General features: G+C 63.3%; 18 protein-coding genes. 8 read left to right on the top strand and 10 right to left on the bottom strand.

Annotated elements, in window-relative coordinates; all coding sequences use genetic code 11:
* The first annotated feature begins 60 nt into the window (after positions 1 to 60).
* Entirely contained in the window at positions 61 to 330 is a 270-nt protein-coding gene (locus ACIROW_RS18720; protein WP_402277953.1) for a helix-turn-helix domain-containing protein, read from the top strand.
* 21 nt (positions 331 to 351) lie between these two features.
* On the opposite strand, the gene ACIROW_RS18725 is transcribed toward ACIROW_RS18720, so the two are convergent.
* A complete protein-coding gene (locus tag ACIROW_RS18725) occupies positions 352 to 987 on the bottom strand; it encodes an ATP-binding cassette domain-containing protein (protein WP_402278049.1) in 636 nt (211 codons plus the stop codon).
* Between the two features lie 97 nt (positions 988 to 1,084).
* The gene (locus ACIROW_RS18730; RefSeq protein ID WP_402277954.1) at positions 1,085 to 1,600 is read right to left on the bottom strand and encodes a DUF421 domain-containing protein; all 516 of its coding nucleotides are present in this window, start codon (positions 1,598 to 1,600) and stop codon (positions 1,085 to 1,087) included.
* Positions 1,601 to 1,870: 270 nt separating this feature from the next.
* On the opposite strand from ACIROW_RS18730, the gene ACIROW_RS18735 reads away from it, so the two are divergent.
* The 3 genes from ACIROW_RS18735 to ACIROW_RS18745 all read left to right on the top strand — a co-directional run bounded on the left by ACIROW_RS18735 (position 1,871) and on the right by ACIROW_RS18745 (position 4,180).
* A complete protein-coding gene (locus ACIROW_RS18735; RefSeq protein WP_402277955.1) occupies positions 1,871 to 2,809 on the top strand; it encodes a LysR family transcriptional regulator in 939 nt (312 codons plus the stop codon).
* Positions 2,810 to 2,880: 71 nt separating this feature from the next.
* A complete protein-coding gene (locus ACIROW_RS18740) occupies positions 2,881 to 3,801 on the top strand; it encodes an ornithine cyclodeaminase family protein (RefSeq protein WP_402277956.1) in 921 nt (306 codons plus the stop codon).
* A gap of 172 nt (positions 3,802 to 3,973) precedes the next feature.
* On the top strand, positions 3,974 to 4,180 hold the full coding sequence (locus ACIROW_RS18745; protein WP_402277957.1) for a hypothetical protein: 207 nt from the start codon (positions 3,974 to 3,976) through the stop codon (positions 4,178 to 4,180).
* Between the two features lie 6 nt (positions 4,181 to 4,186).
* Here ACIROW_RS18745 and ACIROW_RS18750 read toward each other — a convergent pair whose 3' ends face one another.
* The 4 genes from ACIROW_RS18750 to soxR form a co-directional block, all read right to left on the bottom strand.
* Positions 4,187 to 4,516 (bottom strand): 4Fe-4S binding protein, encoded by a 330-nt coding sequence (locus ACIROW_RS18750; RefSeq protein WP_402277958.1) that lies wholly within the window; start codon positions 4,514 to 4,516, stop codon positions 4,187 to 4,189.
* A gap of 19 nt (positions 4,517 to 4,535) precedes the next feature.
* Positions 4,536 to 4,907 (bottom strand): hypothetical protein, encoded by a 372-nt coding sequence (locus ACIROW_RS18755; RefSeq protein WP_402277959.1) that lies wholly within the window; start codon positions 4,905 to 4,907, stop codon positions 4,536 to 4,538.
* 62 nt (positions 4,908 to 4,969) lie between these two features.
* Positions 4,970 to 5,527, bottom strand: a complete 558-nt coding sequence (locus tag ACIROW_RS18760; RefSeq protein WP_402277960.1) for an RNA polymerase sigma factor — start codon at positions 5,525 to 5,527, stop codon at positions 4,970 to 4,972.
* 106 nt (positions 5,528 to 5,633) lie between these two features.
* Positions 5,634 to 6,128: a redox-sensitive transcriptional activator SoxR gene (gene soxR / locus ACIROW_RS18765; RefSeq protein ID WP_402277961.1), complete on the bottom strand. Its 495-nt coding sequence runs from the start codon at positions 6,126 to 6,128 to the stop codon at positions 5,634 to 5,636.
* Positions 6,129 to 6,203: 75 nt separating this feature from the next.
* Between soxR and ACIROW_RS18770 the strand changes: the two genes are divergently transcribed.
* Both ACIROW_RS18770 and ACIROW_RS18775 read left to right on the top strand, forming a co-directional pair.
* A complete protein-coding gene (locus ACIROW_RS18770; protein ID WP_402277962.1) occupies positions 6,204 to 6,590 on the top strand; it encodes an antibiotic biosynthesis monooxygenase in 387 nt (128 codons plus the stop codon).
* A gap of 224 nt (positions 6,591 to 6,814) precedes the next feature.
* Entirely contained in the window at positions 6,815 to 7,924 is a 1,110-nt protein-coding gene (locus ACIROW_RS18775; protein ID WP_402277963.1) for a GGDEF domain-containing protein, read from the top strand.
* 60 nt (positions 7,925 to 7,984) lie between these two features.
* On the opposite strand, the gene ACIROW_RS18780 is transcribed toward ACIROW_RS18775, so the two are convergent.
* The 4 genes from ACIROW_RS18780 to ACIROW_RS18795 form a co-directional block, all read right to left on the bottom strand.
* Positions 7,985 to 9,832, bottom strand: a complete 1,848-nt coding sequence (locus ACIROW_RS18780; RefSeq protein WP_402277964.1) for a peptide transporter — start codon at positions 9,830 to 9,832, stop codon at positions 7,985 to 7,987.
* Positions 9,833 to 9,858: 26 nt separating this feature from the next.
* Positions 9,859 to 11,058, bottom strand: coding sequence for a threonine ammonia-lyase (locus ACIROW_RS18785; RefSeq protein WP_402277965.1), 1,200 nt, complete (start codon positions 11,056 to 11,058; stop codon positions 9,859 to 9,861).
* A gap of 119 nt (positions 11,059 to 11,177) precedes the next feature.
* Positions 11,178 to 12,719: a methyl-accepting chemotaxis protein gene (locus ACIROW_RS18790; protein ID WP_402277966.1), complete on the bottom strand. Its 1,542-nt coding sequence runs from the start codon at positions 12,717 to 12,719 to the stop codon at positions 11,178 to 11,180.
* A 195-nt stretch (positions 12,720 to 12,914) separates the two neighbouring features.
* Positions 12,915 to 13,814: a LysR substrate-binding domain-containing protein gene (locus tag ACIROW_RS18795; RefSeq protein ID WP_402277967.1), complete on the bottom strand. Its 900-nt coding sequence runs from the start codon at positions 13,812 to 13,814 to the stop codon at positions 12,915 to 12,917.
* 202 nt (positions 13,815 to 14,016) lie between these two features.
* Between ACIROW_RS18795 and ACIROW_RS18800 the strand changes: the two genes are divergently transcribed.
* Both ACIROW_RS18800 and ACIROW_RS18805 read left to right on the top strand, forming a co-directional pair.
* Positions 14,017 to 15,513: an aspartate/glutamate racemase family protein gene (locus ACIROW_RS18800; RefSeq protein WP_402277968.1), complete on the top strand. Its 1,497-nt coding sequence runs from the start codon at positions 14,017 to 14,019 to the stop codon at positions 15,511 to 15,513.
* A 5-nt stretch (positions 15,514 to 15,518) separates the two neighbouring features.
* On the top strand, positions 15,519 to 15,758 hold the full coding sequence (locus tag ACIROW_RS18805; protein WP_402277969.1) for a hypothetical protein: 240 nt from the start codon (positions 15,519 to 15,521) through the stop codon (positions 15,756 to 15,758).
* Positions 15,759 to 15,941 lie beyond the last annotated feature (183 nt).

A 15,941-nucleotide genomic window follows, 5' to 3' on the forward strand; every position in this document is an offset into this window, starting at 1 on the left:
TTTGCATTGAGTCATCTATAGTTAGTGGACTGTAAGTATCAATCCTCGGATGCTTACGGCATGAAAAAGCCAAAAGCATCTATCTCCGCACGAGAAATATTCGGACAGAATTTGCGCCGCGCCCGACGTTTGAAGGACGTATCCCAGGAAGACCTCGCTCTGCGGGCAGAGCTCAGCCGCACCTACGTCAGTGAAGTGGAACGTGCCGTGCGCAATATCTCCATCGACAACATGGAGTTGCTGGCGATCGCGTTGGGGATTCCGTTGAAGGATTTGCTGAATCCCGATTTGTTCGCATCGCTTGAAGACCAAATCGGCTCGGGAAAATAAACCGAGCAGGCGAAAGCAAACTCAGTCGCCCAGATCAATAACCTGATTCTCCCCAATCCCCTCCGGCGTCTCATAAAAACTGGCAACCCAAACCTGCGAACTCTGCTCACCCTCCTCAGCAAAATCCGCCAGCACCTCGCTCACAAAATTGATCGAGCTCTTGTCCAGGCTGGCGAACGGATCATCCAGCAAATTCACCGCCGCGCCCGCGGCAAACGCCCCCGCCAGATACACCTTGCGCTTGCTGCCGGTCGACAGCATGAACAGCTTCTTCTCCGCATGCGGCGTCAGCGACAGGCCTTCCAGTAACTCCGGCAGCGCGGTCTCGTCGAAGTCGGGGAACCTCGCCTTCACCGACGCAAAATATTCCGGCACGCTCAGTTGATCGAAGGCTTCCGTGCGCGGGTCGACGTAGTAAACCTGCTGCTTGTATTGCGCGGCTTGTTCATCCAGGCGGATGCCGTTGATGGCCAGTTGACCGCTGTTTGCCTTGAGCTCGCCGGCCAGCACGCGGATCAGGCTGGTCTTGCCGCGACCGTCGCCGCCTCGGATGACGGTGACGCCGGCGGGGAGGGCCAGCGAGATGTTCTTGAACACCTCATGGTCGGGGTAGCTAAAACTCAGGTCGGTGGCTTGCAGGATGGTCGGGCTGGTCATCGGATTCGGTGGATGCTGTGGCTGCGGTTGGTGGATGGTGTCGTCATGCATGGATGCGCTGACGCGAGAGGCGATTGTAAATCACGTGCCGGCTGGATCAGTGCAGCCGCTCCGTCGGTGCATTCGCATCACGCAGCGTGATCGTGATCTCCCCATTCCGCTCCAGCACCGCGCGCGCCACGTTTTCCAGCCTGGCGTCATCGGACTTCTTGCGCAGGGCGACGTCGATGTCGCGATCGCTGATCAGGCCGGCGCGCATCTGGTGCGGGTCTTTGCGGCCGTCCTTGACGAGCAGGCGTTCGGTGCCGCTGATGAGGTTGTCGAGCCAGGCCCAGCGCGTGACCAGCACGCCGATCAGACGATGCAGCAGCACCAGCACGGCGCCGGCGGCGAGCGTGGGCGGCAGCGGCGAGGCGCCGACGATGGCGCGGCTCAGGATCGCGCCCAGCAAGACCGTGATGCACAGGTCGAAGGCGCTGCGCTGGCCGAACGAGCGGCGCCCGGCGATGCGCAGGAAGATCAGCGTGAAGCAGAACACGATCAGCGCCCGGATCGCCATGGCGGTGGCGCTGAGGTCGTTGGAGGCGTCGATGAGCTGGCGGATGTCTTGCATGCGGTTTCCTGAGGTGTGCTGAATACTGATGATGGGGCGGCGGTGCGCGAGTCGCCATTGTGCATGAGCTGCCGTGGCGCGCGCCAGTTTCAGGCCCTGGTGCAGGTGTTTAAAGCGTTGTCACCACGGCAATGCCGAAACGGCATAGGACATTCCCATGCCGTATTTGTATAGTGTCATGCCGGAAAGTATGCGGCTCCGCAGGGCCCGCACCCCGCCGGCACGACACCTCCAATTACCTGCACAACCAGCAAAAAAGAGCGCGAACAAATGGAAATCAAATGGGTGGAAGACTTCCTGTCGGTGGTCGAGACGCTGAACTTCAGCCGCTCGGCCAAGCTGCGCAACGTCACGCAGCCGGCCTTCGGTCGCCGCATCCGCTCGCTGGAGGCCTGGCTCGGCGCCGAGCTGTTCGACCGCTCCACCTACCCTTGCGCGCTGACCTCGGCGGGCGAGTCTTTCGTGCCGATCGCGCGCGAGATGCTCAACCAGTCGACCCAGGCGCGCCTGATCCTGCGCGGCCAGCTGGCCGGGGCGCAGGCGACCGTGAAGTTCGCCATGCCGCACACGTTGCTGCTCACGCTCTACCCCAAGCTGCTGTCTGAAATCGAGAAGTGCACCGGCGCCATGGCGACCACGGTGCAGGCCACCAATGTGCACGATGCCGTGATGGCATTGGTCGAGCGTCATTGCGACCTGCTGATCTGCTATCACCATCCGCAGCAGGGCATCGACCTCGACGCCGAGCGCTACGCCATGCTGTCGCTCGGCAAGGAGCCGCTGCGTCCTTACGTCAAGACCATCGGCAAGGGCGTGCCGAAGTACACGCTGCCGGGCACGGCGAGCGAGCCGGTGCCGTTCCTGAGTTACTCTTCCTATTCCTCGCTGAGCCGCATCGTCGAGAAGCAGCTCAGCGCCAGCCCGCGCCCGGTGCACGTGTTCCGCCGCTTTGAGTCGGACCTGGCCGAGGGCCTGAAAAGCATGGTGCTGGAAGGCCATGGCGTGGCCTGGCTGCCGGCCAGCGCGGTGACGCGCGAAGTGGCCGAGGGCAAGCTGACGCTGGCGATCGCACCCAATGACAACGAGGCGCTGTCGACCGGCCTGTGGAGCGACGAGATGGACATCCGCGTGTACCGCCGCATCGACGACGCCCGCCCCGATCTGGATCGCATCTGGGCTTGCCTGCGCGCTGCGCACGCAGTGCGCTAAACCCTTGCGCTAGCAACTGCAAATTACAAGATTTCGTTTCTGCATCAACCAACGTTTAGAAGAGGACCACCGTGAAGCTCATCACCAACCAGCAAGTCAGCGAACTCGTCACCACCGCCGACGCCGTGCAAGCCATGCGCGAAGCCTTCGCCGCAGCCGGCAGCGGCGCGCAACAGGCGCGCGTGCGCACCAGCGCATCCAACGGCGTGATGCTGTCGATGATGGGCGCGGTGATCCCCGACGCGGGCATCGCCGGCGCCAAGGTCTACACCACCATCAAGGGCGCGTTCAAGTTCGTCATCACGCTGTTCTCGACCGAGACCGGCGCGCCGCTGGCGACCATCGAGGGCGACACCATGACCGGCCTGCGCACCGCCGCCGCCACCGCCGTGGCCTGCGATGCGCTGGCGCGCAAGGACGTCGAGACGCTGGCCATCATCGGCACCGGCGTGCAGGCGCGTTCGCACATTCCGGCGCTGCTGCAGGTGCGCAAGTTCAAGGAAATCCTGATCGCCGGCTTGTCCGGACAGCAGGAGCTGGCTGACGAAGTCACCGCCGCCTATGGCGTGCCGGCGCGCGTGGTGGAGATCGACGAAGCCGCGCGCCAGGCCGACGTGCTGGTGACCGTCACGCGCGCGAGCACGCCGCTGTTCTCGGGCGACCTGATCAAGCCGGGCGCCTTCGTCGCGGCCGTCGGCGCCAGCAAGGCGACCGTACGCGAGCTGGACGACGTCGCCATCAAGCGCGCCGCCGCACTGGTGGTGGAGTGGAAGCCGCAGGCGCAGGTCGAAGCCGGCGACCTGGTGCAATGCGCACCGGGCACCTTCGACTGGGCCAACGTGTGGGAGCTGGGCCAGGCCGTTGACGGCAGCATCGGTTATCAGCGCAAAGAGGGTGATATCGTGATCTACAAGGCCATCGGCATCGGCCTGGAAGACGTGGCGCTGGCCGGCCTGGCGTATCGCAAGGCGGCGGCGCAGAACGGCTGGTGATCAGCCGCTGAAATAACAAGCGTCCATGCAAACGGCGGCCTGCGGGTCGCCGTTTTGTTGTGGAGGCCGTGCGGTCTGTTCTCCTACGCCATCTTGCGGCACTGTCCGATGTCCATTGCGCGCGCGGGAGACTACAGTGAAAGTCATTCCCTCAGAATCGACAGGTACCGTCATGTCCAATCGTCCCGTTTTACATCTCCCGCAGTCGGCAGACAATGCCGCCAAGACCGACAATGCTGATACCCAGGTCAACCCCGACCATGAGTATGAAGACTCCACCGAGTCCAAACTCGACCACAGCAAGCCGCCGCATCACGACAAGACAGCAGCTGACATCAGGCACAAGGATGAGCCGCAGATTTCGGTCGGCAAGCCGTAAGGAAAATCAAGCGGCGCGCACCAGCGTGATCGCCTGTTCCGGGCAAGCCGTGACGCACAGGCCGCAGGCACGGCAGGCATCAGCGTTCGGGGTGTAGGCGACGTGCATGCCGTGCACGCGCAGTTTGAATTTGTTGAGCATGCCCAGCGACTGGTAGTCGGCGTCGTCGATGCGGCGGATTTCAAAAACGTCTTCCGGACACACCCCCAGGCAGTCGCCCTTCCCTTCGCAACGTTTCAGATTGACCGCCGGGACGATGACGCCCGGGGTTTGTTTGCAGCCGCTGGCAGAGTGCGTGTGTGGCTGCTGTTGCTGTTGCTGCAAAGTTTGCTTCATTTTTTTATCAGCGATGGCGTCAGACGCCACCGGAAGTCGGGTCTTTGGCATCGGCGACGCCGTTGCGCTCGTTGCGATTCCAGCGCTCGCGCCAGCCGCGCATTCCGCGCATGCCCTGTTTGAATTTTTCGCGTTCTTCCTCGCTCATCTGTTCCCAGCGCTGGCGGTGATGGTGGTGGCAGCCGCGTCCGCGGAAGCCGCCGAACAAGATCTTGCACAGCACGAACAATCCCAACGCATGCAAATAATCAATCTGTTGCGCACCGCTGAACAGGGACGGCATCAGCCAGTTCCACAGCGACATGACGACAAAGCCGAGCGCAGCGACGCCGGCGATGATGAATACCAGGATCTTCCAGAATTTTCGTTTGCAGTTCATTGGGCCGTTCATTTTTTTCCTCCGTTACAGATGAGATAGATTAAAAGTGGAATTCAACGCAGTTCGGTCGAAGTTCAGTTGTTGAATTCGTCATATAGGATTTGCAGGCGTGACCGCAGATGCAGCACTGCGTAGCGTTTGCGCGCCAGCAAGGTATTGATGCTCACGCCGCTTTCGGCGGCCAGTTCCTTGAAGCTGCGCCGCTCCAGTTCGTGCGCGATGAAGACGTCGCGCTGTTCGGGCGGCAATTCTTCCAGTGCGTCCTGCAATTCGGCCAGCAGCATCGAGCGTGCATACGCCGCCTCGGGGCCGGCGTCGGTGTCCGGCAGCATGTCTTCCAGCCAGCCGTCATCGTCCGCGTCGCCGGAAACCTCCGGCAACGCCTGTTCCTTCTTCTTGCGAAAGCGGTCGACGATGCGGTTGCGCGCCACCCGGAACATCCAGGCGCCGACCTGCTCGATCGGCTCGGGCAGACGGCAGGCTTCCACCAGTTCGTAAAACACATCCTGCAGGATGTCCTCCGCCTCGCCCGGGTCGGGTACCCGCGTGCGAATGAAGTTGCGCAGCCGCGTTCGCTCGCGCAAGACGGTGTCGGTGATGTGTTTATTGTTTTGAGCCATCGTCGGTTCCATGCCGTGAAGACGGATCACAGCGGCGGATATTGTGAGAGCGGCGAAATAAACTTGTTGCCTGACCGGATTGCATGGACAGGTGGACGGTATCAGTTGCCGGAGAAAATCATTCGTCGCGCTTCAATCCCTTCTGTTTTACCAGCAAACGCCGCGGCCCCGCACCCTGCGCCGCCAGTTTGTCGAGCGGATTGCGCAGGCGGCAGCGGTCGATCGACAGGCAGCCGCAGCCGATGCAGTCGTCCAGCGTGTCGCGCAACTTCCTCAGCTGCGCCATGCGCTCGTCGAGTTCGGCGCGCCAGCCGGCCGAGAGGCGTTCCCAATCGCTGCGGCTGGGCGCCGCCGTGGCCGGCAGCGTGGCCAGTGCAGCGTCGATCTCGGCCAGTCCGATGCCGACGCGCTGCGCCACGCGGATGAAGGCGATACGGCGCAACACCTCGCGCGGGTAGCGCCGCTGGTTGCCGTCGGTGCGGGTGCTGGTGATCAGTCCTTTGGACTCGTAGAAGTGCAGCGTCGAGACCGCAACGCCGCTGCGCCTGGCGACGTCGCCGACCGACAGCATGGACGCAATACCGGCCTGCTCAAGTGCTGACAACGGGATCATGAAGTTCTCCTTGACCTCAACTTTGCTTGAGGTTTTAGACTGCAAGCGGATCATCATTTTAAGGGAGAAATTCACATGTCCACCGTAAACCTGTCGTCCCCGGCTTCGCTTGAATTGCCTGCTTTTTCCATCCCTTCCACCTCATCCAAATCCGCTGCCGTCTACCGCGTCGACAAATTCGTCGTCCCCGCCGCATCGCTGGAAGCTTTCATGACACGCTTGCGTTACGTGCATGCGATTCTGGTCGACCTGCCGGGATCGGCACAGCGGCATATCCTCTCGCAGATCGGCGGCGATGGTGAATTCAACGTCGTGACCTTCCTCGAATGGGCGGATATCGACGCCATGACGGCGGCAGTGGCGCACGTGCAAAAGCGCTTCGCCGAAGACGATTTCGATCCGAAAAAAATGGTGGCCGATCTCGGTATCCGGGCTGATCAGGGCTTTTACCAGAAAGCCTGAAAACCTGACTGGAGGCGGCTTCACGTCAAAATTGTTGTTGTAATTGCCACGATAGTTGTCGATGTTGTCACGGTCGGGGCGCGCAGCGTTGTGTTTTTATTCAGCCTTTGCCATAAAACCTGTCTGTAGCACGTTTGGGGGATATACAGTTGCCCCGGATCGTTTTACATTCTCTGGTCAGGGGCAGTACTTCAGGGGCAGAACAAGAACAGGAAACGACGGCGATGGCAGTTTTGCAGACAGGCGTCAGCGACAAACACGGTTTCGGCATCGGCCTGGGCGGCGGTGCGGGAGCGACCGTGTCGCTGCGCCTGCCGGGTCATCCCATGAGCGAGCCCGACGAGCGCCTGGGCCGCCTGCTGTGGAACATCACCTCGCTGGCCGGCCTGCTGTGTGAAGCGCCGATAGCCATGGTCTCGCAACTGCAGGGCGAATTCGATTGCTCCGAACGCGGCGCCTTGTCGCTCACCGCCGCTGTTGCACTCGACAGCGGCGTCGATCATCGCCGCCAATGGTGGCGGTTTGCAGGACAGTCGAGCGTGGTGTGCAGCACCGCCGATTACAGCCTGTGCGAAACCGCCGTCACCACCCCGGACCGCATTACCGAAATCGGCGATCTTCATGCCGACAGCCGCTGCGCCGGGCTGGCCATGATGACGCTGGAACCCAAGGTGCGCTTCTATGCAGCGATTCCCCTCAGCGATCAGCACCGCGAACTGATCGGCACCTTGTGCGTGCTTGATCGCGTGCCGCGCCGGCTGACGCAGCATCAGCGCGACGGCTTGCATTTGCTGGCGCAGCAGTTCATGGATCAGCTGGAGATGCATCGCGACATGCAGCAGCTGCAGCGCCAGACGCTCACCGATCCGCTGACCGGCGTCGGCAACCGCCGCGGTTTCGACCGCCGCCTGCACGAAGAATGGTCGCGCCACGTGCGCAGCGGCTCGGCCTTGTCGCTGCTGATGATTGATGTCGACAAGTTCAAGCAATACAACGACGTCTACGGGCATCCGGCCGGCGACGTCATCCTGAATCTGTTGTGCGAGTTGTTGCGCATGCCGCTGCGCGCCAGCGATTTCGTGGCACGCTATGGCGGCGACGAATTCTCGGTGATCTTGCCGAATACGCCGCACCTCGGCGCGCAGCTGGTGGTGGAGCGGATTCAGGCGATGCTGGCTGCGGCGCCGTGGCCGCATTGCGATGTCACGATCAGCGTCGGCATTGCGACGCTGGAGCCGGATGAAGTCTGCGATTTCGTCACGCTGCTGGCGCGCGCCGATGAGGCCATGTATCTGTGCAAGCGCAATCGCCAGGAAGCGGAAAAGCGCGACTGATTCTTTCGCCGCCGCCTCAATCTGTCCTCCCCTCATCCTGCAAGCCCGCTTCGCTTGCGTTCAGGATGCCTTCGACTTCAGCGTTTCCAGCATCATCTGCCCCATGATTTCCGGACGACCGCTGAAGATGGTCTGCACCGCGCCGACGCCGGTCAGTTCGCGCCGCAGCCGGTGGCGCAGCGCGTGGTCGTCGGCCAGCCGCACGGTGGCCTTGATGTACTCGTCGACTGTCGGCGTCACCAGCCATTGGGGGAATTTCAAGCGTCCGAATAAGCCTTCGTCGATGTGCTCGTGCACCTCGGGTCCGGTCTTGCACACGCCGACCAGGCCGGCGCTGACGGTGTCGATGATGCCGTTGGTGTTGCCGAACGGGAAAGGGTTGATGAACATGTCGCAGCGCGCGATCACCTGCATGTAGGCGCCGTACTGCTGGTGCGGATACACGGTGGCGGCGTCGCCGAGGAACTGCCCGATCACGCGCTTGACCTGCGGATAGATCAGCATGCCCTGCGCCTGCCCGATCAGGAAATGGAAATGGATCTTGCTGCTCGCCTCGCGCAGGATGCCCTGGCAGGCGCGCAGGAAATCAGGGTTGAGCTTCATCGTGGTCGAGGCCACGACGATCTGCACCACGTCCGGCGTCTCGCGGATTTCCGTTGGCAGATCGAGCTGGCTCGCATGGGCCGAGGCGCGATACGGCATGCCGTCGCTGGGCAGGCGCAGCAGCTGTTCGCTGAAGCAGGCCGGGTCGCCGACATAGTCGTCCTCGACCACGACGTAATCCATCTCGGGCGAGTGCGAGGTCGCCGGATGACCGAGCGCCATCGCCTGCACCGGCGCCAGACGCAGGTTGGACAGGAACATCGTCAGTGCGAACATGCCGACGCTGGGCATGTAGAACACCTGCGCCGCCTTGTCTTGCGCGACGCCGCGGATCTGTTTCAGCTGGTCGAGGATTTCGCCCGGCGCGATTTCGACGAATTCATCGAACACCGCGCGGCCGGCCTCATCGACTGTGCTGCCATAACCCATGCCGACCACGTGGAAGAGTTCACGCGCCGCTTCCAGCGTGCGCGAGTGGGTGCGATAGATCGAGTGCGCCGAGCTGAACCATTCCACCACGACCAGCAGCACGGGTTTGTGCTTGCCGCCTGCGCGGTCGGTCTGCACCGGCGTATTCAGTGACTTGATGCCGGCGCGATCGATGCTGCGCCGGATCAGCGCATTGATCGGCTTCTTGATGTCGTGCTTGTCGGCGCGGCGCGCGTAGCTGCAATGCATGTAGACGTCGTGCAGGATGCCGGCCGGCAGTTGCGCCAGGTCCTCGATCTGCTCCAGCCGCGCCGACAGCCACGGCAGGATCTGCTCGCGCTTTTCGTAGGCCACCGGCGTGGCCAGCAGGCGCGGCGACAGCAGGGCAAGGCAGAGGCTGGCGACCAGCGTCTTGTCGTGCGCCCAGAAGGCGTCGAGGTCCATCGGGATTTCGGATTCGGGCGAATACAGCAAGCAGAACTTGATCAGGTCGCGGTTGCTGATTTCCACTTCGCGCAGGTTGCCCTTGCCGCGGATGTTCCAGGCGCGCACCACATGGTCGGCGTTGCGGAACGAGCTCGCCGCGAACAGGCTGGACAGCCAGCGATGCATCACCAGCATCTGGCCGAAGCCGAGCTGGGAGAACTGGAATTCGCTGTCCGCGAACAGGCAGGAAATCGCCGCCGCGATGCGCGTGACGACGTGGTCGTTGAGCTCATCGGCCTGCACGCTCGACAGCGGCCTGGCGGTGAAATCCGCACCCGGCAGGCCGTAGTTGGCGTCCAGCGCCGACAGCAGGGCCATCAGCTCGCGCGCGGCGTCCTCGTGCTGGCGCGAGTAGGCCAGGTATTCGAAATTCTCCAGCGAAAACGCCATCGCTCCTCTCCCCTTCTTTTATTCTTTTAGTGTTGTTCTTCGGCTTCGAAGCCGGCCTGGCGCAGCGCGTTGAGCACCAGCGCCAGATGCTCGCGGCCGCGCGTCTGCAGGACCAGTTCGATGTCGACGTTCTGCGCCGCCAGCATCGTGAAGGCGCGCTGGTGATGCACCTCGTCGACGTTGGCGCCGGCCTCGGCGACGGTGGCGGTGATGCGCGCCAGCACGCCCGGCACGTCGCGCGCCGACACGCGCACGCGCGCCAGCCGGCCGGCGCGCACCATGCCGCGTTCGATGATGGCGGCCAGCAGCAGCGGATCGATATTGCCGCCCGACAGCACCATGCCCACGCGCTTGCCGCGGAAGCGTTCCGGATGGCGGATCAGCGCCGCCAGCCCGGCTGCGCCGGCGCCTTCGACCAGGGTCTTTTCGATTTCCAGCAGCATCAGCACGGCTTGTTCGATGTCGCCCTCGTCGACCAGCAGCAGGTCGTTGACTTCGCGCGCGATGATCTCGCGCGTCAGCACGCCGGGCGTGGCCACCGCGATGCCTTCAGCGATGGTGCTGGTGCCGAGCGCATGGGTGGTGCCGTGCACCGCGTTGATCATCGACGGGAAGCGCTTGGCCTGCACGCCGACGATGTCGATGTCGGGTTTGCGCGCACGCGCCGCCACCGCCATGCCGGCCAGCAGGCCGCCGCCGCCGATGGCCACCACCAGCGTGTCGAGGTCGGGCACGGCGTCGAGCATTTCCAGAGCGACCGTGCCCTGGCCGGCGATGATGGCTTCATCGTCGTAAGGGTGGACGAAAGTCAGGCCGCGTTCCTGCGCCAGCGCGAAGGCGTGGGCGCGCGCTTCTTCCAGCGTGTCGCCGTGCAGCACCACCTCGGCGCCGAAGCCGCGCGTGCGTTCGATCTTGACGCCCGGCGTGAAGCGCGGCATCACGATCAGCGCGTGCAGGCCGAGCCGTTGCGCGTGATAAGCGACGCCCTGCGCATGGTTGCCGGCCGACATGGCGATCACGCCGCGCACGCCGGCGGCGGCCAGGTCGGTCAGCTTGTTGCAGGCGCCGCGCTCCTTGAAGGACGAGGTGAACTGGAGGTTTTCGAATTTGAGGAAAACCTGGGCGCCGACGATCTCCGACAGCGTGCGCGATTCCACGCACGGCGTGTTGAGGATCTGGCCTTGCAGGCGCGCGGCGGCGCGCTGGATGTCTTCGATGGTGGTCATACGGTCCGCTCAAGTCTGCACAAAAACAGGGAGCAGACATTGTAGCGAGAGAGACGGCGGCTGCGGGAACGATATTTGTACGTAATTCCCGCAGCCGTCGGGGAGGAAATGCAGGCGGGTCAGCCCTTGAGCTTGAAGATGCCGACGATCTGCGCCAGGTTGGCGGCCTGGTCCTGCATGGCGCGTGCGGCGGCGGCCGCTTCCTCGACCAGGGCGGCGTTCTGCTGGGTGCTTTCGTCCATCAGCACGATGGCGCGGTTGACCTCTTCGATGCCGGTGCTCTGCTCGGTGCTGGCGGCGCTGATCTCGGCGACGATGTCGGTCACGCGGCGCACGCTGGCGACCACTTCGGACATGGTGGCGCCGGCGTTTTCGACCAGCTTGCTGCCGCTGTCGACCTTGTCCACCGAGGCCGTGATGAGCTCCTTGATTTCCTTGGCGGCGGAAGCCGAGCGTTGCGCCAGACTGCGCACTTCCGAGGCCACCACCGCGAAGCCGCGGCCCTGCTCGCCGGCGCGCGCCGCTTCCACCGCGGCGTTGAGCGCCAGGATGTTGGTCTGGAAGGCAATTCCGTCGATCACGCTGATGATGTCGACGATCTTCTTGGACGACTCATTGATCGCGCTCATGGTGTCGATCACCTGGCCGACCACGGCGCCGCCCTGGGTCGCGACTTCGGACGCCGACACCGCCAGCTGGTTGGCCTGGCGCGCGTTCTCGGCGTTCTGCTTGACGGTCGAGGTGAGCTGTTCCATGGCGGCGGCGGTTTCTTCCAGCGAACCGGCCTGCTGCTCGGTGCGGCTGGACAGGTCGAGATTGCCGTTGGCGATCTCGGCCGAGGCAGTGGCGATGGTGTCGGTGCCGGTGCGCACCTGGCCGACGATATTGACCAGGTTGTCGTTCATGTCCTTGAGCGCGGCCATCAACTGGCCGGTTTCGTCACGCGACTCCACCTTGATGGTGGTGCCGAGGTCGCCCTGGGCGACGCGGCCGGCGACGCCGACCGCGGTCACCAGCGGTCGCGTGATCGAGCGCGTGATGAATACCGCCAGGCCGATGCCGGCCACCAGCGCGATGCCGCCCAGCACGATCATGAGCAGGCGCGCAGTCTTGAACAGATCATCGACCTCCTTGGTCAGCGAGGTGATGGCGTCGCTCTGCAAGTTGGACAGCTTCTCGATCGAGGCCAGGTAGAGCTTGGCGTTGGGCAACAACTTTTCTTCGACGACCTTGCGCGCGCCCTCTTCGTTGCCGGCGCCTTTTTCCTTGAAGACTTCGGTGTTGTTGGCGATCACCACCTTGCGGTGTTCGTTGATTTCATTGAGCAGCGCCTTGCCCTGGTCGTCGACGATGGTGGCTTCCATCTGCTTGACGTATTCGTTGTTCTTGGAAATGGTGGCGACGATCTGATCCTTGTAGAACTTCTGCTCCGCCGGATCGGCATTCTTGGCCGCGGCGACGATGCGGCCGACGTTGAGTTCGATGGACTTGTAGAAGGCATTGACCAGCCGTTCCTTGGCCAGCGCGTTGTGGACCATATAGTCGGTCATGTTGCCCACGGATTGCAGGCGCCAGACGCCGATGGCGGTAATGATGCTCATCAGCACCAGGATCGCGGCAAAGCCTATGCCCAGGCGTGTGCCGATTTTCAGATTTTTCATTGTCTTCCCTCGAGGTTGGACGCTGTCCGCCGCTTACCTTGTTCCTGGTGGCCGATGTTTGCAGCTTGTGGCTTCTGGCTCTTTATGCAGGAACAGGCAGATATCCGGTCGATACGTTGCGTGTCCTTATGTTATCGGATGCTGCGATGCCGTACTTGAGGGGAAAACATGCCGGCTGCTTAATTTTTCTGCGGTTCAGGAAGCTGTCAGTTTGTCCCACAGGCGGGTCAGCGCCGGCCGCTTGTTTTGCAGCGACCGGTACACGCGAATCTCCAGTTCCAGCGACCAGGCATCGCCGCCGGCCGGCACCAGCTTGCCGTTCGCCAACTCCTCCGCCACCGAGCGCTGCGGCAGCCACGCCATGCCGTGGCCGTTGAGCGCCATGCGTTTGAGCAACTCCGCCATTTCGGACTCGTAGGTCGTGAGCAGACCGGGCGCGTGCGGTGCGTTGGCCAGGATCAGCTCCATCACGCGGCCGAGGAAGGACGCCGCCGGATACGCCAGCAAGCGGCTTGGTTTGCTCTTGCTGCCGGGCAAGCGGAACAGGGCGGCGTCGTTTTTATCGGGAGCAGATACCGGGATCACGCGCTCGCTGCCGACGGTCAGGTATTCATACTGGTCGGGGTTGAGCAGGAGCGGCAGTTGCGGGTGGTAAAAGCACAGCAGCAGGTCGCATTCGCCCTCGCTCAGCGCCAGCACCGAGTCGTGGATGTTGGTGGCGGTGATACGGGCGCTGAGGTCGGCGCCGCCATCCCCGTTCAGTCCGTCCAGCCATTCCGGAAAGAAACTGAGCGCCAGCGAATGCCCCGCCGTTACGCGCAACATGTTGTGCGCGGTCTGCTCGCTGCGCAGCTGGTTGCGCGCATCGTTGAGCAGCTTGAGCGCTTCCGAGGCGGCGTCGTTGAACAGCTTGCCGGCCACGGTCAGCGTCAGCGGATAGGTGCTGCGGTCGACCAGCTCGGCGCCGGTCCAGGCTTCCAGCGCGCGGATGCGGCGGCTGAAGGCCGGCTGCGTGACGTTGCGGTGATCCGCCGAACGCGAGAAGTTGCGCGTCGCCGCCAGGCTGAGAAAGTCTTCTATCCACTTGATGTCCATCGGCTGTTTTCCTTGTTGCTGAGTTGGCGGGCGCGCTGAGGATTACATGTATAACAGTTGCAACCGGGCGTGGAAAGTCCCGCCCGGTACGTGTTGCGAGAAACTATGCGTTGGCGACATAACCTTCGTACTACTTTGCATAGCGTCGCGCGCTGCAACGATTATGCTCGGCACATAGAACAACATCCGTGCGAGCGTATCCATGAAAGTCGAACAAATCCAGCGAGCAATGTCGGTCGGCGTGATCGGCGGCCTCGGCGCCATCGGCAGCGCGGACCTGTACGCAAAAATGACCCGCACCGCCGCCAAGACCACCGCCAGGGAGCGCGTCAAGGTGCTGTTCGGCCAGCAGGCCTTCGACGACGCCGACATGGCCGGCGCCGAGAACGCCCAGACCAACACCCGCAAGCTGTACGTGTTCGACATGCTGCGCGAGTTCGAGCAGCGCGGCACCAGCGCCGTGCTGTTGCCCTGCTTCATCAGCCATACCTTCATCGACGAGGTGCAGGCCGAGGTCGGCGTGCCGATCATCGACATGGTCGCCGCCATCCGCCGCCACCTGGCGCAGCGCCTGCCCAAGCTGCAGAAGATCGGCGTGCTGACCTCGAGCTACGTGCGCAAGAAGGCGCTGTTCGAGAAGTATTTCGCCGGCGACTGCGAGCTGCTCTACCCGGCGCCGGTCATGCAGCACGCCTGCCTGATGCGCGCCGTCTACGGCACCACCGGCATCAAGAACGGCTACCTCGACGGCGAGTCGATCGACCTGCTGTATCGCGCCTGCAAGGATTTGCTCGACCAGGGCGCGCAAGTCATCGTGCCCGGCATGACCGAAATCGCCACCGTGGCCGAGGCGCTCAGCGCGCGCGGCATCCCCATCATCGACACCAACCAGATCTATGCGGAATCGGCATTGAGCTTCCAGGCCGAACAGGTGGCGCGCTCGTTCAAGATCGGCGTGGTCGGCGGCGTCGGACCGGCGGCCACGGTCGACTTCATCGAGAAGGTCATCAAGAACACGCCGGCTGCGCGCGACCAGGACCACATCAAGCTGGTGGTCGAGCACAACCCCAAGATCCCCGACCGCACCGACAACCTGATCGGCGACGGCGCCGATCCGACCGTGGCGATCTACGCCGCCTGCAAGCGCCTCGAGAACGACAACGCCGACATGATCGCGATCCCGTGCAACACCGCGCACGCCTTCGTCGAACGGATCCAGTCCTACCTGTCGATCCCGATCGTCAACATGCTGTCGGAAACCGTCAGCTACATCGAAAAACGCCACGGCGACAAAACCTGCATCGGCCTGCTGGCGACCTCCGGCACCATCGCCAGCCGCGTGTACCAACAGGCCGTCGACCGGAATACCGGGCATAACAAGGGGGACGGCAAGTTCGGCATGATCGTGCCGGATGCCGAGCACCAGGCGCTGGTCATGGACGTGATCTACGGCGAGCAAGGCGTCAAGGCCGGCTTCGTCAACGACGCCGTGCGCGCCAAGCTGCAGCGCGCCATCGCCCACCTGGTGGCGCAGGGCGCCGACGTCATCGTGCTCGGCTGTACCGAACTGCCGCTGCTGATCGCCCAGGACGACAAGTTCGAGGTCGGCGGCAAGAAAGTCCCGGTGCTCGATCCCACCGAAATCCTGGCACGCCGCTGCGTCGCGCTGGCCAGCCCGCAAGGGCGCAAGGCGGCGTAAACATCATGTCCCTGCGGACCGACATGGCGCTGTTCAGGCAGTTCTTGCGGAATGAGGTGCTGCAAGGTGCGCGCGGCGGCTATGCCGATCCGGTCTTCTCCCGTTACCGCGCGCTCGCCCGCGCCGGCGATCTGGACGAAGCGCAGGCGCGGGAGTATGCCGAGCTCTTCAATCGCATCCATTCACGCTGGCGCTGGCGGCAGGCCACGGCGCAAGTGCTGGCGCGCCGCCAGGCGGTGCCCTGACACGCCGATTAACCAGGATCTGAAGAATGCGGACTCAGATTTTCTTGGGAAAGGCATCAGTTATTATCGTTTGCACCGGGCATGTCGGGATGGGATAGTGCGACTGGCATTTCCCTCTCCGGCAAGGACGCAGCCGTCCAATCGCAGCGTCATCGCAGCGCGCCTTGCGACCGTCGGGTGAGG

Origin of the sequence: Herbaspirillum sp. NPDC101397, from assembly GCF_044767325.1 — a bacterium.
Lineage (GTDB): Bacteria > Pseudomonadota > Gammaproteobacteria > Burkholderiales > Burkholderiaceae_D > Herbaspirillum.